The organism is Afipia sp. Root123D2, from assembly GCF_001425835.1.
In the GTDB taxonomy this organism is placed as follows: Bacteria; Pseudomonadota; Alphaproteobacteria; order Rhizobiales; family Xanthobacteraceae; genus Afipia.
This window is the reverse complement of sequence record NZ_LMDP01000001.1, coordinates 1,326,803-1,342,687: the sequence shown is the minus strand read 5'-3', so window position 1 is coordinate 1,342,687 and position 15,885 is coordinate 1,326,803. Positions and strand designations below refer to the sequence as shown.

16 protein-coding genes are annotated in these 15,885 nt (G+C 62.2%); 3 read left to right on the top strand and 13 right to left on the bottom strand.

Annotated elements, in window-relative coordinates:
* The first annotated feature begins 60 nt into the window (after nucleotides 1–60).
* Nucleotides 61–1,023 carry an ATP-binding protein gene (locus tag ASC80_RS06630; RefSeq protein ID WP_056294203.1) on the top strand — a complete coding sequence of 321 codons (963 nt, stop codon included), beginning with the start codon at nucleotides 61–63 and terminating at the stop codon, nucleotides 1,021–1,023.
* Nucleotides 1,024–1,079: 56 nt separating this feature from the next.
* On the opposite strand, the gene ASC80_RS06625 is transcribed toward ASC80_RS06630, so the two are convergent.
* Both ASC80_RS06625 and ASC80_RS06620 read right to left on the bottom strand, forming a co-directional pair.
* A complete protein-coding gene (locus tag ASC80_RS06625) occupies nucleotides 1,080–2,441 on the bottom strand; it encodes a peptidoglycan DD-metalloendopeptidase family protein (RefSeq protein WP_056294200.1) in 1,362 nt (453 codons plus the stop codon).
* Between the two features lie 114 nt (nucleotides 2,442–2,555).
* A complete protein-coding gene (locus ASC80_RS06620; RefSeq protein ID WP_056294197.1) occupies nucleotides 2,556–3,209 on the bottom strand; it encodes a protein-L-isoaspartate(D-aspartate) O-methyltransferase in 654 nt (217 codons plus the stop codon).
* Between the two features lie 199 nt (nucleotides 3,210–3,408).
* Here ASC80_RS06620 and ASC80_RS06615 point away from each other — a divergent pair, with 199 nt between their 5' ends.
* The gene (locus ASC80_RS06615; protein WP_056294194.1) at nucleotides 3,409–3,780 is read left to right on the top strand and encodes a response regulator; all 372 of its coding nucleotides are present in this window, start codon (nucleotides 3,409–3,411) and stop codon (nucleotides 3,778–3,780) included.
* 13 nt (nucleotides 3,781–3,793) lie between these two features.
* On the opposite strand, the gene surE is transcribed toward ASC80_RS06615, so the two are convergent.
* The 11 genes from surE to ASC80_RS06560 all read right to left on the bottom strand — a co-directional run bounded on the left by surE (nucleotide 3,794) and on the right by ASC80_RS06560 (nucleotide 15,442).
* Entirely contained in the window at nucleotides 3,794–4,561 is a 768-nt protein-coding gene (gene surE / locus ASC80_RS06610) for a 5'/3'-nucleotidase SurE (RefSeq protein WP_056294188.1), read from the bottom strand.
* A gap of 4 nt (nucleotides 4,562–4,565) precedes the next feature.
* Complete coding sequence (serS, locus tag ASC80_RS06605) at nucleotides 4,566–6,005, bottom strand: serine--tRNA ligase (protein WP_056294184.1); 1,440 nt, start codon at nucleotides 6,003–6,005, stop codon at nucleotides 4,566–4,568.
* Nucleotides 6,006–6,209: 204 nt separating this feature from the next.
* A complete protein-coding gene (gene tatC / locus ASC80_RS06600) occupies nucleotides 6,210–7,028 on the bottom strand; it encodes a twin-arginine translocase subunit TatC (protein WP_056294181.1) in 819 nt (272 codons plus the stop codon).
* Nucleotides 7,025–7,453: a Sec-independent protein translocase protein TatB gene (tatB, locus tag ASC80_RS06595; RefSeq protein ID WP_056295700.1), complete on the bottom strand. Its 429-nt coding sequence runs from the start codon at nucleotides 7,451–7,453 to the stop codon at nucleotides 7,025–7,027. The genes tatC and tatB overlap by 4 nt, the downstream gene beginning before the upstream one ends.
* A gap of 73 nt (nucleotides 7,454–7,526) precedes the next feature.
* A complete protein-coding gene (locus ASC80_RS06590; protein ID WP_056294178.1) occupies nucleotides 7,527–7,754 on the bottom strand; it encodes a twin-arginine translocase TatA/TatE family subunit in 228 nt (75 codons plus the stop codon).
* Nucleotides 7,755–7,932: 178 nt separating this feature from the next.
* Nucleotides 7,933–8,670, bottom strand: coding sequence for an SMC-Scp complex subunit ScpB (gene scpB, locus ASC80_RS06585; protein WP_056295697.1), 738 nt, complete (start codon nucleotides 8,668–8,670; stop codon nucleotides 7,933–7,935).
* Nucleotides 8,671–8,691: 21 nt separating this feature from the next.
* Nucleotides 8,692–9,528: a segregation and condensation protein A gene (locus ASC80_RS06580; RefSeq protein ID WP_056294177.1), complete on the bottom strand. Its 837-nt coding sequence runs from the start codon at nucleotides 9,526–9,528 to the stop codon at nucleotides 8,692–8,694.
* A complete protein-coding gene (gene nagZ, locus ASC80_RS06575; protein WP_056294174.1) occupies nucleotides 9,525–10,553 on the bottom strand; it encodes a beta-N-acetylhexosaminidase in 1,029 nt (342 codons plus the stop codon). Before nagZ ends, ASC80_RS06580 begins: the two co-directional genes overlap by 4 nt.
* Before the next feature lie 246 nt (nucleotides 10,554–10,799).
* Nucleotides 10,800–12,284, bottom strand: coding sequence for an SPOR domain-containing protein (locus tag ASC80_RS06570; RefSeq protein ID WP_056295694.1), 1,485 nt, complete (start codon nucleotides 12,282–12,284; stop codon nucleotides 10,800–10,802).
* Nucleotides 12,285–12,386: 102 nt separating this feature from the next.
* Nucleotides 12,387–14,186, bottom strand: coding sequence for an arginine--tRNA ligase (argS, locus tag ASC80_RS06565; protein ID WP_056294171.1), 1,800 nt, complete (start codon nucleotides 14,184–14,186; stop codon nucleotides 12,387–12,389).
* 47 nt (nucleotides 14,187–14,233) lie between these two features.
* A complete protein-coding gene (locus tag ASC80_RS06560; protein ID WP_056294170.1) occupies nucleotides 14,234–15,442 on the bottom strand; it encodes a deoxyguanosinetriphosphate triphosphohydrolase in 1,209 nt (402 codons plus the stop codon).
* A gap of 95 nt (nucleotides 15,443–15,537) precedes the next feature.
* Between ASC80_RS06560 and erpA the strand changes: the two genes are divergently transcribed.
* Nucleotides 15,538–15,882: an iron-sulfur cluster insertion protein ErpA gene (gene erpA, locus ASC80_RS06555; protein WP_056294167.1), complete on the top strand. Its 345-nt coding sequence runs from the start codon at nucleotides 15,538–15,540 to the stop codon at nucleotides 15,880–15,882.
* Nucleotides 15,883–15,885 lie beyond the last annotated feature (3 nt).

The following is a 15,885-nucleotide window of genomic DNA, read 5'->3' as shown; positions in this document are numbered from 1 at the left end:
TGCGGCATGGCTAGCCCCTCGCATAGGGTGCCGCCACCGTAATCGGAACGAATCTCTATCATGACGAAAAATACACGAAAATCAGGCACTCACGCCGCCACCAAGGCTGCTCCACGGAAGGCATCCAAGACCGCGACAAAACGCCCGAAGCCGCAATCCAGCGGGGTCGAGGAGCGTATCGCGCGCGCTCTGGAAGCCATTGCCGCCGGTCTGCCGGCCGATGCGGTAAAGCCGTCCAATGCCGATTCTCTCAAGGAAGCCGCCGCCTTCGTCTGGCAGCCGAACGGCCATCTGGTCCCGGTGCCCCGTGTCAGCCGGGTCGACCTCGGCCTGCTCAAGGGCATTGACCGGATGCGCGACATCCTGATCGAGAATACCGAGCGTTTCGCCAAGGGCCTCCCGGCCAATAACGCGCTGCTGTGGGGTGCCCGTGGCATGGGAAAATCATCGCTGGTGAAGGCGGCCCATGCGAGCGTCAACGCCATGGTCCACGGCCGGCTGAAGCTGATCGAGATTCATCGCGAGGACATCGAGACGCTGCCGACGTTGATGGCGCTGCTGCGGCAGTCCGATTTCCATATCATCGTGTTCTGCGACGACCTGTCGTTCGACGGCAACGACGCCTCCTACAAGTCGCTGAAGGCGGTGCTCGAAGGCGGCATCGAGGGCCGTCCGGAAAACGTCATCCTCTATGCGACGTCGAACCGGCGTCATCTGCTGGCACGCGACATGATCGAGAACGAGCGTTCGACCTCGATCAATCCTGGTGAAGCCGTCGAGGAGAAGGTCTCGCTGTCCGATCGGTTTGGCCTGTGGCTCGGCTTCCACAAGTGCAGCCAGGACGAATACCTTGAGATGGTGAAAGGCTATTGCCGCCATTTCGGCGTCAAGATCGCAGAAGCCGATCTCGAACGCGAGGCGCTGGAATGGTCGACCACGCGCGGCTCACGCTCTGGCCGCGTTGCATGGCAATTCACGCAGGAACTCGCGGGCCGCATGGGCGTCAAGCTCGCGGCGCGCTAAACAGACGCGTGAACAAAAAAAGCCGCCGCATTGCTGCGGCGGCCTTTTTGTTTACTTCATGCCCCGTTGAGGAATTGAAGCGGGTCGACGGGTGAAGATCCTTTACGAATCTCGAAGTGAAGCTGCGGCGACCCCACCTCTCCCGACTGACCCGATTTGGCAATGACCTGTCCGCGCTTGATCGTATCTCCGCGCTTCACCATCAGCTCACTCGCGTGGGCATACGCGGTGACGTAGCCGTTGGAGTGCCGCACCAGGACCAAATTGCCGTAACCTTTGAGTTCGTTGCCCGCATAGGCCACCACGCCGTCTTCGGCGGCCTTGACAGGTGTGCCTTCAGGGACGGCGACATTGATGCCGTCGTTCTGCTTGCCGCTCGTTTTCGCACCGTAAGCGGTGATAATGCGGCCCCGCACCGGCCAGCGGAACGTCGGCAACGCATTGGTTGCTTCCGCCGACTTGACGGGCGCATGGGCCTGCTCGATTTCCTTGGTCTCGGTCGCCATCCGCACCTTCTGCACCGGCTCGGCCGACGCTGTGACGACGGGCTTTGCCGGAGCAGCCTGCGGCGCAGCTTGCGCGACAGGCGCCTGCGCGGGAATTGCCGGAGCGACCGCAGCAACCCTCGCACCACCTCCGGGAACGTTGATCTTGTCGCCGATCCCCAAACGCGCGGTCACCGGAAGGTTGTTGGCGCGCGCCAATTGGGCGACGGGAATGTTGTTGCGGCGTGCAATGTTGTTGAGCGTGTCACCCGAGCGGACGACATGAACGCCGGCGGGCAATGCTGCCGCGGTTTTGGTCGGCGGGGCGCTGGACAATGACGGCGGCTGTGCCTGGGCCGTCCGGCGCGGAATGATGAGTTGCTGGCCGGGCTGCAGCATGCGCGGGCCGTGATAGCCGTTGGCACGCAGGATCGCGGCAGCCGGAACATTGTAGCGCTTGGCGATGATGTCGAGTGTGTCGGCGGTGCCCACGATGATCTTGGTGCCGCCGTCGCGCGACCAGCCGGCCGGCGCTGCGGCAACCGAGCGCGGCGCAACGCTGCCCGTTGACTCGATCGGAGCCGAATACGTCGAAGGTGCCGAATGAGCCGCAGGCGGCGGCGAATACGACGCCATGCCACGTCCTCCGCCCGACATCGGCTGCGCGGCCGGTGCCGACAGCGGCGCGGACACGATCGGCGGCGACGCCGGGCGCGCGTACTGCGGAAGCTCTCGGGATTGGTAATGACCCTGCTGAACCGACCCGGTGGCTTCAGGATAGCCGCCGCGCGATGAGAAGGGATTTGAGAACGAGTTATCGGTGAACCGCGTCGACGTATCGGCGCTGCATCCTCCGAAACCGACGGCGACCAACGCCAACACCGCAAACTGCGGCGCTCGGCGTGAACCAAGCAACTCGACAAGACGGGACATGGTTACTCACTCGTACGCAACTGGCACAAAATTGAGTAAACACGTCCCCAGTAAACAACCCTTTAACCGCGCGGATATGTCCTTGGCGGCAAAGGGCAAGCGTCTCTTGCGTTGCTACAGTTCCCGGGCAAGGCCCGGCAACGCAGGCACGAAGCGGACAGCGACAAGATTCTCGCTGTCATAGCCCTCTTCGCCGCGCCGGACCCGGACGAGGACCTGTCCATCGTTGTGCGGACCGACCGGCGCGATCAAAATCCCGCCCGGCTCCAGCCGCTCCAGCAGCGCTTTCGGAATTTCCTCCATCGCCGCAGTCACCATGATGCGGTCAAAGGTGCCGAGGTTGGCTGGAACGTCGAATCCATCACCCAGCACGACCTCGACATTATCGCATCCGGTAGCGGCGAGCCGTCTACGGGCCGTCTCTGCCAGTGTCTTGAAGCGCTCGAGCGTCACCACTTCATGGCAAAGCCGCGACAGGATCGCCGCCTGATAGCCGGAGCCGGTGCCGATTTCGAGCGCCCGGTGCCGCGGATCGAGCCGGAGTTGCTCGGTCATGTAAGCGACCACAAACGGCTGGCTGATGGTCTGGCCGCAGGGAATGCCAAGCGCCGTGTCCCGGTAGGCATACACGCGATCCGACGCCTCGACGAAAAGTTCGCGCGGGATGCCCTCCATCGCGCGCAGGACGGCCTGGTCGCTGATCCCGCGCCGCCGCAAAACTAGCTGAAAGCGCATTTTCTCATGAGGCAGCCGCTCATTGTTTGGCATCGAAGTCTCGCGATCCTTTGCGGCGACAAACCACTGATATTAGCCCAATTTGGCGGCAACCGGCGCCCGCGTCTAAATAGTTCCTCGCCGTGGAACCGAAAGATATGATGCAAGTTGCAACGGTGCTAATTATGCTTGGTTGGCAAGGGCCGCGCCGACCAACCGGCGCGCAAGCGGGGATCGGATGCCTGGTAGAAAAATGCCTGACGGGCAACACCGTTCGGTCTTTCTTGTCGAAGACGAAGTCATGATCCGGATGATGGTCTCCGACATGCTGGAAGAGCTTGGCTACAGTGTCGCAGCGGAAGCCGGCGACATTGATGAAGCCGTGCGGCTCGTTCAGTGCACCGAATTCGACATCGCCATTCTCGACGTCAACGTCAACGGCAAGGTGATTTCACCCGTGGCCGAAGCCGTCCAGATGCGCAACCGTCCCTTCGTGTTTGCCACCGGCTATGGCGTGCAGGGGCTGCCGGAGAAATTCCGCGACAGGCCGACATTGCAGAAGCCGTTCCAGATGGAAACGCTGGCGCGGATGATCGAGACGACGCTCAAAGGCGTTGCCGCGTAAGCCACGTCCGCGACTATTTCAAAACAGCCTTCAGCTTTTCCGAGAACGCCACGTCAGTGCGGTCGAGACGCAGCGGCGTCACCGACACGAAGTTGCCGTCGAGCGCGGCGAGATCCGTGCCCTCCGCCGGCGTGTCGATCACCGCGAGACGCTCGAAGCCGATCCAGTAGTATGGATTGCCGCGGCCGTCGCGCCGTCCGTCAACACGCAGGAAACCCTGATTGCGCTTGCCCTGCCGTGTCACCAGGATGCCTTTAACGTCCTCTGGCGCACACGCCGGAAAATTCACGTTGATGACGGTGTCGCGCGGCACGCCGAGCTTCATGACATTGCGGATGACGTCGGGGCCGAATTTCAGCGCAGTATCCCACAACGGCTTGTTGCGCGTCTCCATCGAGAATTCCTGCGACAGCGCGAACGACGGCAGGCCAAGAATGGTGCCTTCGAGAGCGCCGGCGATGGTGCCGGAATAAACCACGTCCTCCGCGGCATTGCGGCCCTTGTTGACGCCCGAAAGCACGAGGTCCGGCTTCTTGTCACCGAGGATGTGACGCGAACCCATGATGACGCAATCGGTCGGCGTACCTCTGACAGCGAAGTGCCGCTCACCGACCTCGCGCAGCCGCAGCGGATCGTTTAGCGACAGCGAATGCGACACGCCGGACTGATCGAGTTCGGGCGCGACCACCCAGACATCGTCTGACAATTGCAGTGCGATTTCCTCGATGACCTTGAGGCCCGGCGCGTGAATGCCGTCGTCGTTGGTGCAAAGAATGCGCATCGTATCAGATGTCCTTCGAAATCGATTTGAGGCCGCCCATATAAGGCTGCAATACGTCTGGAACGGCGATCGAGCCGTCCTCCTGCTGATAGGTTTCCATCACAGCGATCAGCGCACGGCCGACCGCCGTGCCCGAGCCGTTGAGCGTATGGACGAAACGCGGCTTGCCGTCCGGCCCGCGCGAGCGCGCATCCATGCGCCGCGCCTGGAAGTCGCCGCATACCGAGCACGACGAGATTTCGCGATACATACCGCCGTCGCCCTGCCCCGGCATCCATACTTCGATGTCGTAAGTCTTTTGTGACGCGAATCCCATGTCGCCGGTGCATAGCGTCATCACGCGATAATGCAGATCGAGTTGGCGAAGCACTTCCTCGGCACAGGCGAGCATGCGCTCGTGTTCGTTTATGGATTCTTCCGGCGTGGTGATCGAGACCAGTTCAACCTTGGTGAACTGGTGCTGGCGGATCATGCCGCGCGTATCACGCCCCGCCGCGCCCGCTTCCGCGCGGAAGCACGGCGTCAGAGCCGTGAGGCGCAGCGGCAATTCTTTCTCGTCGAGAATGGATTCGCGAACGAGATTGGTCAGCGGGACTTCGGCCGTGGGGATGAGCCAATAATGCAGGTCGGACGGCAGATCATCGATTACTCGCATCTCGAAAACAAGCAGATCATCGAGTTGCAGTTCGGCGGCCGGCTTATTCAGTTCCCTGACAGCCAGATCGACAGCCTTCATTCTGATTTCTTCGTAGACTTGGGCCTTGTCGAGCGGCGGAGCTGCGCCGAACTGGTCATCACGAAACTTCGGCAATTGCGCCGTGCCGAACATCGCTTCGTCGCGCACCAGCAGAGGTGGACTGACTTCGGTGTAACCGTGCTCGTTCGTATGCAGGTCGAGCATGAACTGACCGATGGCGCGCTCCAGCCGCGCCAAGCCCTTTTTCAGCACGACAAAACGCGCGCCCGACATTTTTGCGGCGGCCTCGAAATCCATGAAACCGAGGCCTTCGCCAAGTTCGACATGCTCCTTCGGCTTGAACGCGTAGCTACGCGGCGCGCCGAATTGATGATGCTGGACATTGCCGTGCTCGTCGGCGCCATCCGGCACTTCGTCGAGCGGCAGGTTCGGAATTTCCGACAGCGCCCTGCGCAGCTCCTCATCGTGCTGCTTCGTCGCCGCCTCAAGCTCAGGCAATCTGGTCTTGAGTTCGCCGACTTCAGCCATCAACGCGTCGGCACGCGCATTGTCCTTGTTCTTCTTGGCCTCGCCAATCTCCTTGGAGGCGGCATTGCGGCGCGCCTGCGCCTGCTCAGCGGCCGCAATCGCAGTGCGACGCTTCTCGTCGATCGCCAGCAGCGACGCCGACATCGGCTCCAGCCCGCGCCGCTTCAATGCGGCGTCGAAAGCCTGCGGGTTGTCCCGGATCGATCGGATGTCATGCATGTCCAAAATCCTGCGTCATGGCCGGGCAACAGCGCGAAGCGCGTCCCCGCTCAGATTCCCGCCCATCCACGTTCTTTGCGGGAGGTTAGAACAAGGCGTGGATGCTACCGCAAGCCAATCTATGCAGCTTGCGCAACAAAAAATCCAAGCCCGGGCAGGACGAATCGATAGATTCCCAGAGATGATAGCGAAAGTGCCACCCGATCACTCGGCCGGCGGGGTCTCCGCGGGTGCATCCGGCGGCGTCTCGGTGGCGGCGGCCTGCGAATTGGCCTTCTTTTCCACAATCGCGACGGCCACAATCGCGCCCTCGTAGAGCAACAGCAGCGGGAACGCGAGCGACGCCTGGCTGATGACGTCCGGCGGCGTCAGCACGGCGGCGATGACGAAGGCGACGACGATGAAATAACGCCGCTTTTCGCGAAGCTGTTTGGCCGTGAGGACACCGATGCGCCCGAGCAGGGTCAGCACCACCGGCAACTGGAACGCGACACCGAACGCGAAGATCAGCGACATCATCAGCGACAGGTATTCGCCGACTTTCGGCAACAACGCGATCTGCGCCGTCTCATCGCTGCCGACCTGCTGCATTCCCAGCGAAAAGCGGATCAGCATCGGCAACACGACGAAATAGACCAGCAACGATCCCAGCACGAAGAAGAACGGCGTCGCAATCAGATACGGCAGGAACGCGCCGCGTTCGTGCTTGTACAGACCGGGGGCGACGAACTTGTAGATTTGCGTGGCAATGATCGGAAACGAGATGAAACCCGCGCCGAACATCGCAAGCTTCAACTGGGTGAGGAAGTATTCCAGCAGCGCCGTGTAGATGAATTTAGAGTTCTCCGGTCCCGCGACCCAGACGAACGGCCACACCAGCACGTTGTAAATTTGCTTGGCGAAGATGAAGCAGAAAATGAAGGCGATCGCGAACGCCAGCACCGCCTTGATGAGCCGCGACCGCAGCTCGATCAAGTGCTCCATCAACGGTGCCTTGGTGGCTTCGATATCCTCGACACTCATGACGCTTTGGCGTCCGGCACGGCTGGCGGTGACGCCGGCTCAACGGCTGCGGGCGTTTCGGTCACGGCTGCATGGGTTTCGGCTTCAACGAAAGTGTCCGGCGTCGGCGGTTCGGGCGAAACGGGCTGCGGTATCTCGTCGATCTTGGCGGACTTCTCGAAGTCCTCGGCAGCCGACGTCAGCAGATTGGTCGGAGACATGCCCTTGGCCACGGCGCTGACCTCGTCGAACTGCTTCTTGATGTCAGCCATTTCGGCTTCGCGCATCGCTTCGTTGAACTGACCCTGAAAGTCGCTGGCGAGACGGCGTGCCTTCCCCATCCACTGACCGACCATACGCAGTACGCCGGGCAATTCCTTCGGGCCGATGGCGATCAGCGCGACAACCGCGACGACGACCAGTTCACTCCACCCGATGTCGAACATGGAAAATTCCGCCCGCGAGGTCTGGCCCCGCATCCGTCAGATAATGGCAGACCGCCGCTGCGAGCCGAGACAATCAGACCTTGCTGCCCACGTCGGAGCGCTGCGCCGACGGTGTCGCGTTGTCGATCGTCTTCACCGGCTCGGTCTTTTCGGGAGTCTTGTCGTCGTCAGCCATGCCCTTCTTGAAGGCCTTGATGCCCTGTGCGACGTCGCCCATCAGATCGGAAATCTTGCCACGGCCGAACAGCAGCAGGACGACGCCGATGACGACGATCCAGTGCCAAATACTCATCGAACCCATACTGCCGTCCTCCAAATGATTGACCCGGCCCGGCCGGTCATTTCTGGACGGAAACTAGGCTTGCGGGGTGTCAAAAACAAGGACTTAAGCCTCACCCGCGACCGGGTGAAGCAATCCATTGCAGCAAACGTTAACGGCCGTCCATGTTGCTTTCCCGGGGCGCAGCAGCGCCCGGAAATCAGCTTTCGGAACCGTTTTCCGGCTCGACCGCAGGTGCGAGCGTCAGTTCGAGATCGCCCGGATCGAGCGGATCCTCGTCCTCGCGCAGCGCCGGATCGTCGGACGGTGCCGGAACATTGAAGCCGGAAGGCAAACGGGAATCCAGCAGCCCGGTCCCTTTCAGTTCCTCAAGCCCCGGCAAATCGCCGAGCGCCTCGAGGCTGAACTGCGACAGGAATGCTTCCGTCGTTCCGAACGTGAGCGGGCGGCCCGGCGTCTTGCGGCGGCCGCGCGGACGAATCCAGCCGGTTTCGAGCAGCACGTCGAGCGTCCCCTTCGACGTTACCACACCGCGAATTTCCTCGATCTCGGCCCGCGTCACCGGCTGATGATAGGCGATGATCGCAAGCATCTCGATCGCGGCGCGCGACAGCCGCCGCGTTTCGGTGCTTTCGCGGGTCATCAGCCACGACAGGTCGTTGGCCGTGCGAAACGCCCATTTGTTGGCGATGCGAACCAGATTGACGCCACGCAGCGCGTAATCCGCCTGCAATTGTTCGAGCGCGGCCTTGATGTCGACGTTGTCCGGCAGGCGCTTGGCGAGGGCCGCCTGATCGAGCGGTTCGGACGAGGCGAACAGCATCGCCTCAAGAAGACGCAGTTCCTCGGGCCGTGCGGCCGCGTCCGGTGTGTGTCCACCGGCCTCGACTGTATCGACGGCATCTTCGGCCAGGCTTGATCGCGCAAGGCTCGGCATGGCTTCGTCTCCTTCTTCCACTTACTCGACCGGCGCATCCGGGGCGGGCATCGCCTGCGCCCCCGGATTCCCGGCGTGTCTACGAAAATAGATCGGCGCGAACGCCTCTTTCTGATGAATATCGACGACGCCTTCGCGCACCAGTTCCAGTGCCGCGGCGAAGCTCGATGCGAACACGGTCGCCTTCTGGGACGGGTCGATCACGTAGCTGACAAGATATTCGTCGAGCCGGCTCCAGTCGTCGGCGATGCCGACAAGGCGCTCGAGCGAGGCGCGCGCCTCGGACAACGACCACACCGTGCGCTTGGCAAGATGCACACTCGCCAGCACGCGCTGCTGGCGCTGCGTCGCATAAGCGGTCAGCAGATCGTAGAGCGTCGCATTCCATTTCGGATGCTTGATCTGGGCAATGGTCTCCGGCAGCCCGCGCGGGAAGATGTCGCGGCCAAGCTGCGGGCGCGTCATCAGGCGGTTGGATGCTTCGCGGATCAATTCGAGCCGGCGCAGCCGGTTGGCCAGCGCGTTCGCCATGTCCTCGGCGCTCGGCCCGTCCGGTGCGGCAGGCTCAGGCAACAGCAGGCGCGACTTGAGGAACGCCAGCCAGGCCGCCATCACCAGATAATCGGCGGCGAGTTCCAGGCGCAGCTTTCGCGCGGCCTCGATGAAGGTCAGGTATTGATTGGCGAGCGCGAGGATCGAAATCTTGGCGAGATCGACCTTCTGGTGCCGCGCCATCGCAAGCAACAGGTCAAGCGGTCCTTCATAACCTTCGACGTCGACGACCAGCGACGGCTCGTCGTCGGCCCGGTCCGCTTCCGCCGGCAAGCCTGTTTCAAAGGATAGAATTTCCGCGCTCATACGCTCACAGCTCCCGCCCGGCCGATCAATTCGTCCAGGATTTTCCTTGCCGCATTCCGATCGAAGGGCTGCGGCGCCTTCCGTGATGCCAGCGCGCGATCTGCCCGCCGCAACGCTTCGCCGGCCAGCACCGGCGTCTCCGCCGCGACCTGACGCATCTCATCCATCTTGCCGTTGCAATGCAGGACCATGTCGCAACCCGCTGTCACGATCGCGCGCGTGCGCTCTGCAATCGATCCGTCCAGCGCATTCATCGAGACGTCATCACTCATCAACAAACCTTGGAACCCGATTGCGCCGCGAATCACCTGTTCGATCATTGTCGCAGATGTCGTCGCCGGTTTGGCGGCGTCGAACGCGCTAAACACAACATGCGCGGTCATCGCCATCGGCAGGTCAGCCAGCGGGATGAACGCCGCGAAGTCCGTTCGCGCGAGTTCCGCCTCTGAGGTGTCGACCGTCGGCAGTGCGGCATGGCTGTCGGCGGTAGCCCGGCCGTGGCCGGGAATATGCTTCAGGACCGGCAAGACGCCGCCCTGCTCCAGTCCTTCTGTAACCGCACGGGCAATGGCGGCGACCTTGTCGGGCGCGGTTCCATAAGCGCGGTTGCCAATAACCGCATCCGCCCCGGCCACCGGAACGTCGGCCAGTGGCAGGCAATCGACGGTGATGCCGAGGTCCGCGAGATCTGCTGCAATCAGGCGGGAACTCAGCCGGGCAGCTTCGAGACCCGCAGCGCGATCGCTGTCATAAAGCGCGCCAAAGACGCTGCCCGGTGGGTAGATCGGCCAATGAGGCGGTCCAAGGCGCTGAACGCGGCCACCCTCCTGATCAATCAGGACCGGCGCATCTGGCCGGTCAACGGATTCCCGCAATTCGCCTACAAGTCGAGCCACTTGGGCCGGTGTATCAACGTTCCGTTTGAAGAGAATAAAGCCCCATGGCTGCTGCTCGCGCATGAAGGCACGCTCGTCACCGGTGAGGACGAGACCGGACACTCCCACGATGAAAGCCCGCATTGTCATGACAGCTTCTCGACCGAGAACGGTTCCACCCGATCACGCCATCATGCGCGCAGGTTGGAACAGGAACTCCCGTCCCACAATGGGATCGGCGAGCCCTAGCGCGATTAGCCCGCGCGGCGCCCAGGGGTCAAGGAAACACGCGCCACCGCAGGTGGAATACGGCGGTCATCCACAATCACAATCATTCTCAATGGGTTGGAATGGGATGTTGCGGGAACGCGGTATTTCCGCCTTCCCGCCATATCCCTAGTGCCGCTGGACCAGACACTTCCCACCGGCCGACTGCAGATTGACGCAGAACTGCGTAGCCTCCTCGGCTGCAGCAAACGGGCCGACCATCGCCCGGTAAAACACGCCTTTGCTCCCGAGGTCGGCTTTCCTGATGACAGGTGCCCGCGACCCGAGAATGCCTGGATATTTGCCCTGCAGAACCCGGTACGAGGTCTTAGCATCGGCTTCGGACCGTTGCGACGACACCTGCACATAGGCCCCACTGGCGCTGGCAGGGGCTGCCACTGCCGGATTGACCGATGCTACGCGCGACCTTGGTTCCTGCGGCTCAGGCGGCGCGCCTTGGGGACTTAGGGCCATCGGCGCATTATTGGCAGATGCCGGTGTCGCCGCGGGCTGAGCATTCCGTGGTGCGGTAATCGGGATTGTCCGAACGTCCTGCTGAGCCGCCGTCGAGGCCGTCGGCGCTGCATCGGCGCGATCCGGCCGGATCGAAAGGGTGCGAATCTTCCGTGGCTCCGCGCCATTCAGGGTTCCATTGGCGGTCCCTGCCCCCACTGGCGGCGAGGATGGCGAAACCGACGTCACGTTCGGCGGCTGGGCGTTACGTGTCAGCGGCGGGAAAACGATCCGCGGGCCGGTCTTGGCGTTGATATCGACCGGCTGTTCTTCGCGCGACACCACCCGCTCGGCGATCTTCTCGCCGACGCGGTCGCGAACCTGTTTGCCGTCGGCCGATTGCGACGGCGGGATCACCTTGTTCGGATTGACATCAGCCTTGATGACCGGCGGCTCTCCACTTCGCGGCGACCCGACCAGCGAACGGTAAGCATACGCCCCGGCTGTCCCGAGCACTGCAAGCGCGAGGACGACCACCACGGTCATGGTACCGCCACGGCGCGGTCTGCCTGATTGCGCGTCATCACCGTTGTATTGGCCCATGTGGTCGTAGGGCTGATCGTCATAGCCCTGCTCCTGCGAATAGCCTGCGCTATACCCGCGGCTATCCTGCTGCTGGCCGTACAACACATCATCATAACGCTCGGGGTTGTATTGGGCTGAGCGGTCGTCATAGGCCGCGCGCGGCTGATCGTATTGGGGTTGAGCGTACTGGGACTGATCGTATTGGGATTGATCGTATTGCGGCTGACCATAGCCATGGTCGGCGGCAGGCTCCGGCCAGCTTGCCGGCTGCGGCTCCTGATAGTGTGGCTCGTCGGTATAATGCTGCGCTGCTGCAGCAGCCTGACTGTTCCTGACCCACGGCGGCGGGCCGACGTCATCATCGTAGCTCTCGGGCTCTTCACGTGTCTGGTACGGATCATGGCGCGGCGCAGCCGGCTGCTGATCCTTTCCAAAACCGGAAAACGGATCTGTCTGTCCGATCAGCCGGGCAAGTTCCGCAAGCGGATCGCCTTCGGCCTGACGTGGCGAATTGTGAGCGCCACGGTCGTAGTCGTCATCCGCGTAATGCGGCCTGTCGCGGTACTGATTAACCATTGCGATATGCATCCCCTTCGGGAACGGCACTCAACCTCCGAACGATCAAGTCAACCGCTGCTCACTGCCGTCGCGAGACCCCACGCAACGACAAATCCCCTGCTAACGCATCTCGACCGGGGCATGGACGCCGAGAACGGCAAGTCCGGATGCCAGAACCGAGACGACGCCCTGAACCAAGGTCAGTCGCGCAGCTGTGATTTCTGCATCATTCTGGATAATGAAGCGTAAATGCGGCAAATCTCGCCCCTTGGTCCACAGCGCGTGGAATTCGCTGGCGAGATCATAGAGATAGAACGCAATCCGGTGCGGTTCGTGCGCCAGAGCCGCCGCCTCGACGATGCGTGGATAGAGCGCAAGTTGACGGATCAGCGCCAGTTCCAGCGGATCCGTGAGCCGCTCCACCGCGGTATTGCGCAGGAACGCCACCCGCGCCTCGTCGTCTTCCGGCAAAGACGGCAATGCTTCGCGCGCGTTCTTGAAAATCGAATGTCCCCGCGCGTGGCCGTACTGCACGTAGAACACCGCATTGTCCTTGGACTGCTCGATCACCTTGGCAAGATCGAAATCCAGCACGGCGTCGTTTTTGCGAAACAGCATCATGAAGCGCACGGCATCTGAGCCGACTTCATCGACCACTTCGCGAAGCGTGACGAAATCGCCGGAGCGCTTCGACATTTTCACCGGCTCGCCGTTGCGCAGCAACTTCACCAGCTGCACGATCTTGACGTCGAGCGCTGCCTTGTTCGCAGTGACCGCCTTGATCGCCGCCTGTACGCGCTTGATATAACCGCCGTGATCGGCGCCCCAGACATCGACCATGTTGAGAAAGCCACGGTCGAACTTGGTCTTGTGATAGGCAATGTCGGACGCGAAGTAGGTATAGGAACCATCCGACTTCTTCAGCGGGCGGTCGACATCGTCGCCGAAAGCCGTCGCGCGAAATAGCGTCTGCTCGCGATCCTCGTAATCCTCGACCGGCGCACCCTTCGGCGGCAGCAGGCGACCTTCATAGACATCGCCCTTGGCGCGCAATCCGGCAATCGTGGCGCCGACGCGATCCTCGCCGCCTTCGATCAGCGAGCGCTCGGAGAAGAACACATCGTGCCGGATGTTGAGCGCGGCGAGATCGCCCTTGATCATCTCCATCATCATCGCGATGGCTTTTGCCCGCACTGTGGGCAGCCATTCGGCTTCCGCCATTTTCAGCAGCTTGTCGCCATGCTCTTTCGCGAGCACCTCTCCCACCGGCTTGAGATACTCACCCGGATAAAGGCCTTCGGGAATCTCGCCGATCGCCTCGCCCAGCGCCTCCCGATAACGCAGGAACGCCGAACGCGCGAGAACGTCGACCTGCGCGCCGGCATCGTTGATGTAGTATTCCTTGGTCACATCGTAGCCGGCGAACGACAGCAGGCTCGCCAGCGCATCACCGAACACCGCGCCGCGGCAATGGCCGACATGCATCGGCCCGGTCGGGTTGGCCGACACGTATTCGACATTGACCTTTTTGGCCGCACCGATACCGCTGCGCCCGTAAGCACTGCCATCCAGAAGCACGGTGCGCAGCGCACCGAACCATGCGGCCGGTTTCAACGTCAGGTTGATGAAACCGGGACCGGCGATATCGACCCGCGCAACCAGCGGATCGGCCCGCAGCTTGTCCGCGATCTTGTCAGCGAGATCGCGCGGTTTGGCCTTGGCATCCTTCGCAAGCACCATGGCGGCATTGGTCGCCATGTCGCCATGCGTCGCATCGCGTGGCGGCTCGACGACAACGCGCGACAGATCGAGCCCCTCCGGCAGCACACCCTCCGCTGTAAGCGCACGGCACACACCATGCACACGCGTGAGGACATCTGCGAAAAGATGAGGAGGATGATCGCCTGAAGCCGAAGACATATGACGCCTTGAGAGATAGCCAGAATTGGCCGATTTGTGATCGCCGCCTAACGTAAATCCGGGGTCGAGTCAAAAAGCCGGGCGTGCTCGATGATGGCAAAACGGTCGGTCATTCCGGCGATAAAATTACCGATCCGTCTCGCCCTGCCGGGCTCGGTGCCCTCGGCGTCCGGCGGCTGCCATTCCGAGGGCATATCGCCGGGGTGATGCCAATAACGTGTGAACAGGTCGCGGACCACCGCCTCGGCGTCGCGCATGACGTGCATCACCTTCTCGTGCCGGTACATCCGCTCCCACAGGAAGCCCTTGATGGCTTTCTCGGCCTGCGCAATGTCCTCGGGAAACGCCGCCAGCACATGGTCAAGGTGACGGACATCCGCCGCCGATTGCGGCTTTGCCGCCTTGATCCGCCTTTCGGTCTCAAGAAACACGCCTTCGATCAGGCAAGAAATCAATTCGCGAACGAGCTCCGCGCCGCGCCGCGCGTCGTCGAGGCCCGGATATCGTGACAGCACCTGCGAATTGATCGCGGACGTGAGCGGCATGACGTTCAGATCGTCGACGCTGAACAGCCCTGCCCGCAGCCCGTCGTCGATATCGTGCGCGTTGTAGGCGATGTCATCGGCGATGGCCGCAACCTGCGCTTCCAGCGAGGCGAAGCTCCAGAGTTCCAGATCGTGGCGCTGGACGTACTCCGAAATTCCGATCGGTACGCCATGCTCGCGGTAACGACCGACCGGTTGGCCGACGCGATCGGTCAGCGGCCCATTATGCTTGACGATGCCTTCCAGCGACTCCCAGGTCAGGTTGAGGCCGTCGAAATCCGGGTAGCGCCGCTCGAGCGAAGTCACCACGCGCAGCGACTGGGCATTGTGATCGAAGCCGCCATAAGCCTGCAGACAGGTATCGAGCGCCCGCTCGCCGGCATGGCCGAACGGCGGATGGCCCAGATCGTGGGCCAGCGCCAGCGTTTCGGTGAGATCCTCGTCGAGACCCAGTTGCCGAGCCAGCGCCCGGGCGATCTGCGCCACCTCCAGCGTATGGGTCAGCCGGGTGCGGTAATGATCACCCTCGTGGAAAACGAAAACCTGGGTCTTATGCTTCAACCTGCGAAATGCGGTGGAATGGATGACCCGGTCGCAATCGCGCCGGAACGGACTTCGCCGTCGGCTCGGCGCCTCGTCAAAGCGCCGTCCCCGGCTCTCCGCGGGGTCGCAGCCATAAGCCACGCGGGGTGCAGCCATTCCGACCGACATTCGAACTATTCTGCTTTCGGCGTTTGATTCCCGGCTCCGACGCACTTAACTATGTCGTGCGGGAACATTCAAACGATCCGCGCCGGAGAATTGCGATGACGACCCTTGCCCCAGCCAGCCCCGTCACGATTTCGGAGCGCGCCGCACGGCGAATCGGACAAATCCTCAAATCCGAGGGTGACGGCGCCAAACTGCGCATCAGCGTCGAGGGTGGCGGCTGTTCCGGCTTTCAATACAAATTCGATGTCGAGCGCGCGCAGGCGGATGACGACCTCGTGATCGAGCGGGATAGCGCTGTCGTGCTGGTCGACCCGGCATCGGTGCCGTTTCTGGCAGGATCGGAAGTGGATTTTGTCGACGACCTGATCGGCGCATCGTTCCGCGTCGTCAATCCCAACGCCACCGCGTCCTGCGGCTGCGGCACCAGCTTCTCAATCTGATCT

Coding starts and splice junctions, on each gene's coding strand:
- ASC80_RS06630 (WP_056294203.1), top strand. CDS start 61: ATGACGAAAAATACACGAAAATCAGGCACTCACGCCGCCACCAAGGCT.
- ASC80_RS06625 (WP_056294200.1), bottom strand. CDS start 2,441: ATGTCCCGTCTTGTCGAGTTGCTTGGTTCACGCCGAGCGCCGCAGTTT.
- ASC80_RS06620 (WP_056294197.1), bottom strand. CDS start 3,209: ATGCCAAACAATGAGCGGCTGCCTCATGAGAAAATGCGCTTTCAGCTA.
- ASC80_RS06615 (WP_056294194.1), top strand. CDS start 3,409: ATGCCTGACGGGCAACACCGTTCGGTCTTTCTTGTCGAAGACGAAGTC.
- surE (WP_056294188.1), bottom strand. CDS start 4,561: ATGCGCATTCTTTGCACCAACGACGACGGCATTCACGCGCCGGGCCTC.
- serS (WP_056294184.1), bottom strand. CDS start 6,005: ATGCATGACATCCGATCGATCCGGGACAACCCGCAGGCTTTCGACGCC.
- tatC (WP_056294181.1), bottom strand. CDS start 7,028: ATGAGTGTCGAGGATATCGAAGCCACCAAGGCACCGTTGATGGAGCAC.
- tatB (WP_056295700.1), bottom strand. CDS start 7,453: ATGTTCGACATCGGGTGGAGTGAACTGGTCGTCGTCGCGGTTGTCGCG.
- ASC80_RS06590 (WP_056294178.1), bottom strand. CDS start 7,754: ATGGGTTCGATGAGTATTTGGCACTGGATCGTCGTCATCGGCGTCGTC.
- scpB (WP_056295697.1), bottom strand. CDS start 8,670: ATGCCGAGCCTTGCGCGATCAAGCCTGGCCGAAGATGCCGTCGATACA.
- ASC80_RS06580 (WP_056294177.1), bottom strand. CDS start 9,528: ATGAGCGCGGAAATTCTATCCTTTGAAACAGGCTTGCCGGCGGAAGCG.
- nagZ (WP_056294174.1), bottom strand. CDS start 10,553: ATGACAATGCGGGCTTTCATCGTGGGAGTGTCCGGTCTCGTCCTCACC.
- ASC80_RS06570 (WP_056295694.1), bottom strand. CDS start 12,284: ATGGTTAATCAGTACCGCGACAGGCCGCATTACGCGGATGACGACTAC.
- argS (WP_056294171.1), bottom strand. CDS start 14,186: ATGTCTTCGGCTTCAGGCGATCATCCTCCTCATCTTTTCGCAGATGTC.
- ASC80_RS06560 (WP_056294170.1), bottom strand. CDS start 15,442: ATGTCGGTCGGAATGGCTGCACCCCGCGTGGCTTATGGCTGCGACCCC.
- erpA (WP_056294167.1), top strand. CDS start 15,538: ATGACGACCCTTGCCCCAGCCAGCCCCGTCACGATTTCGGAGCGCGCC.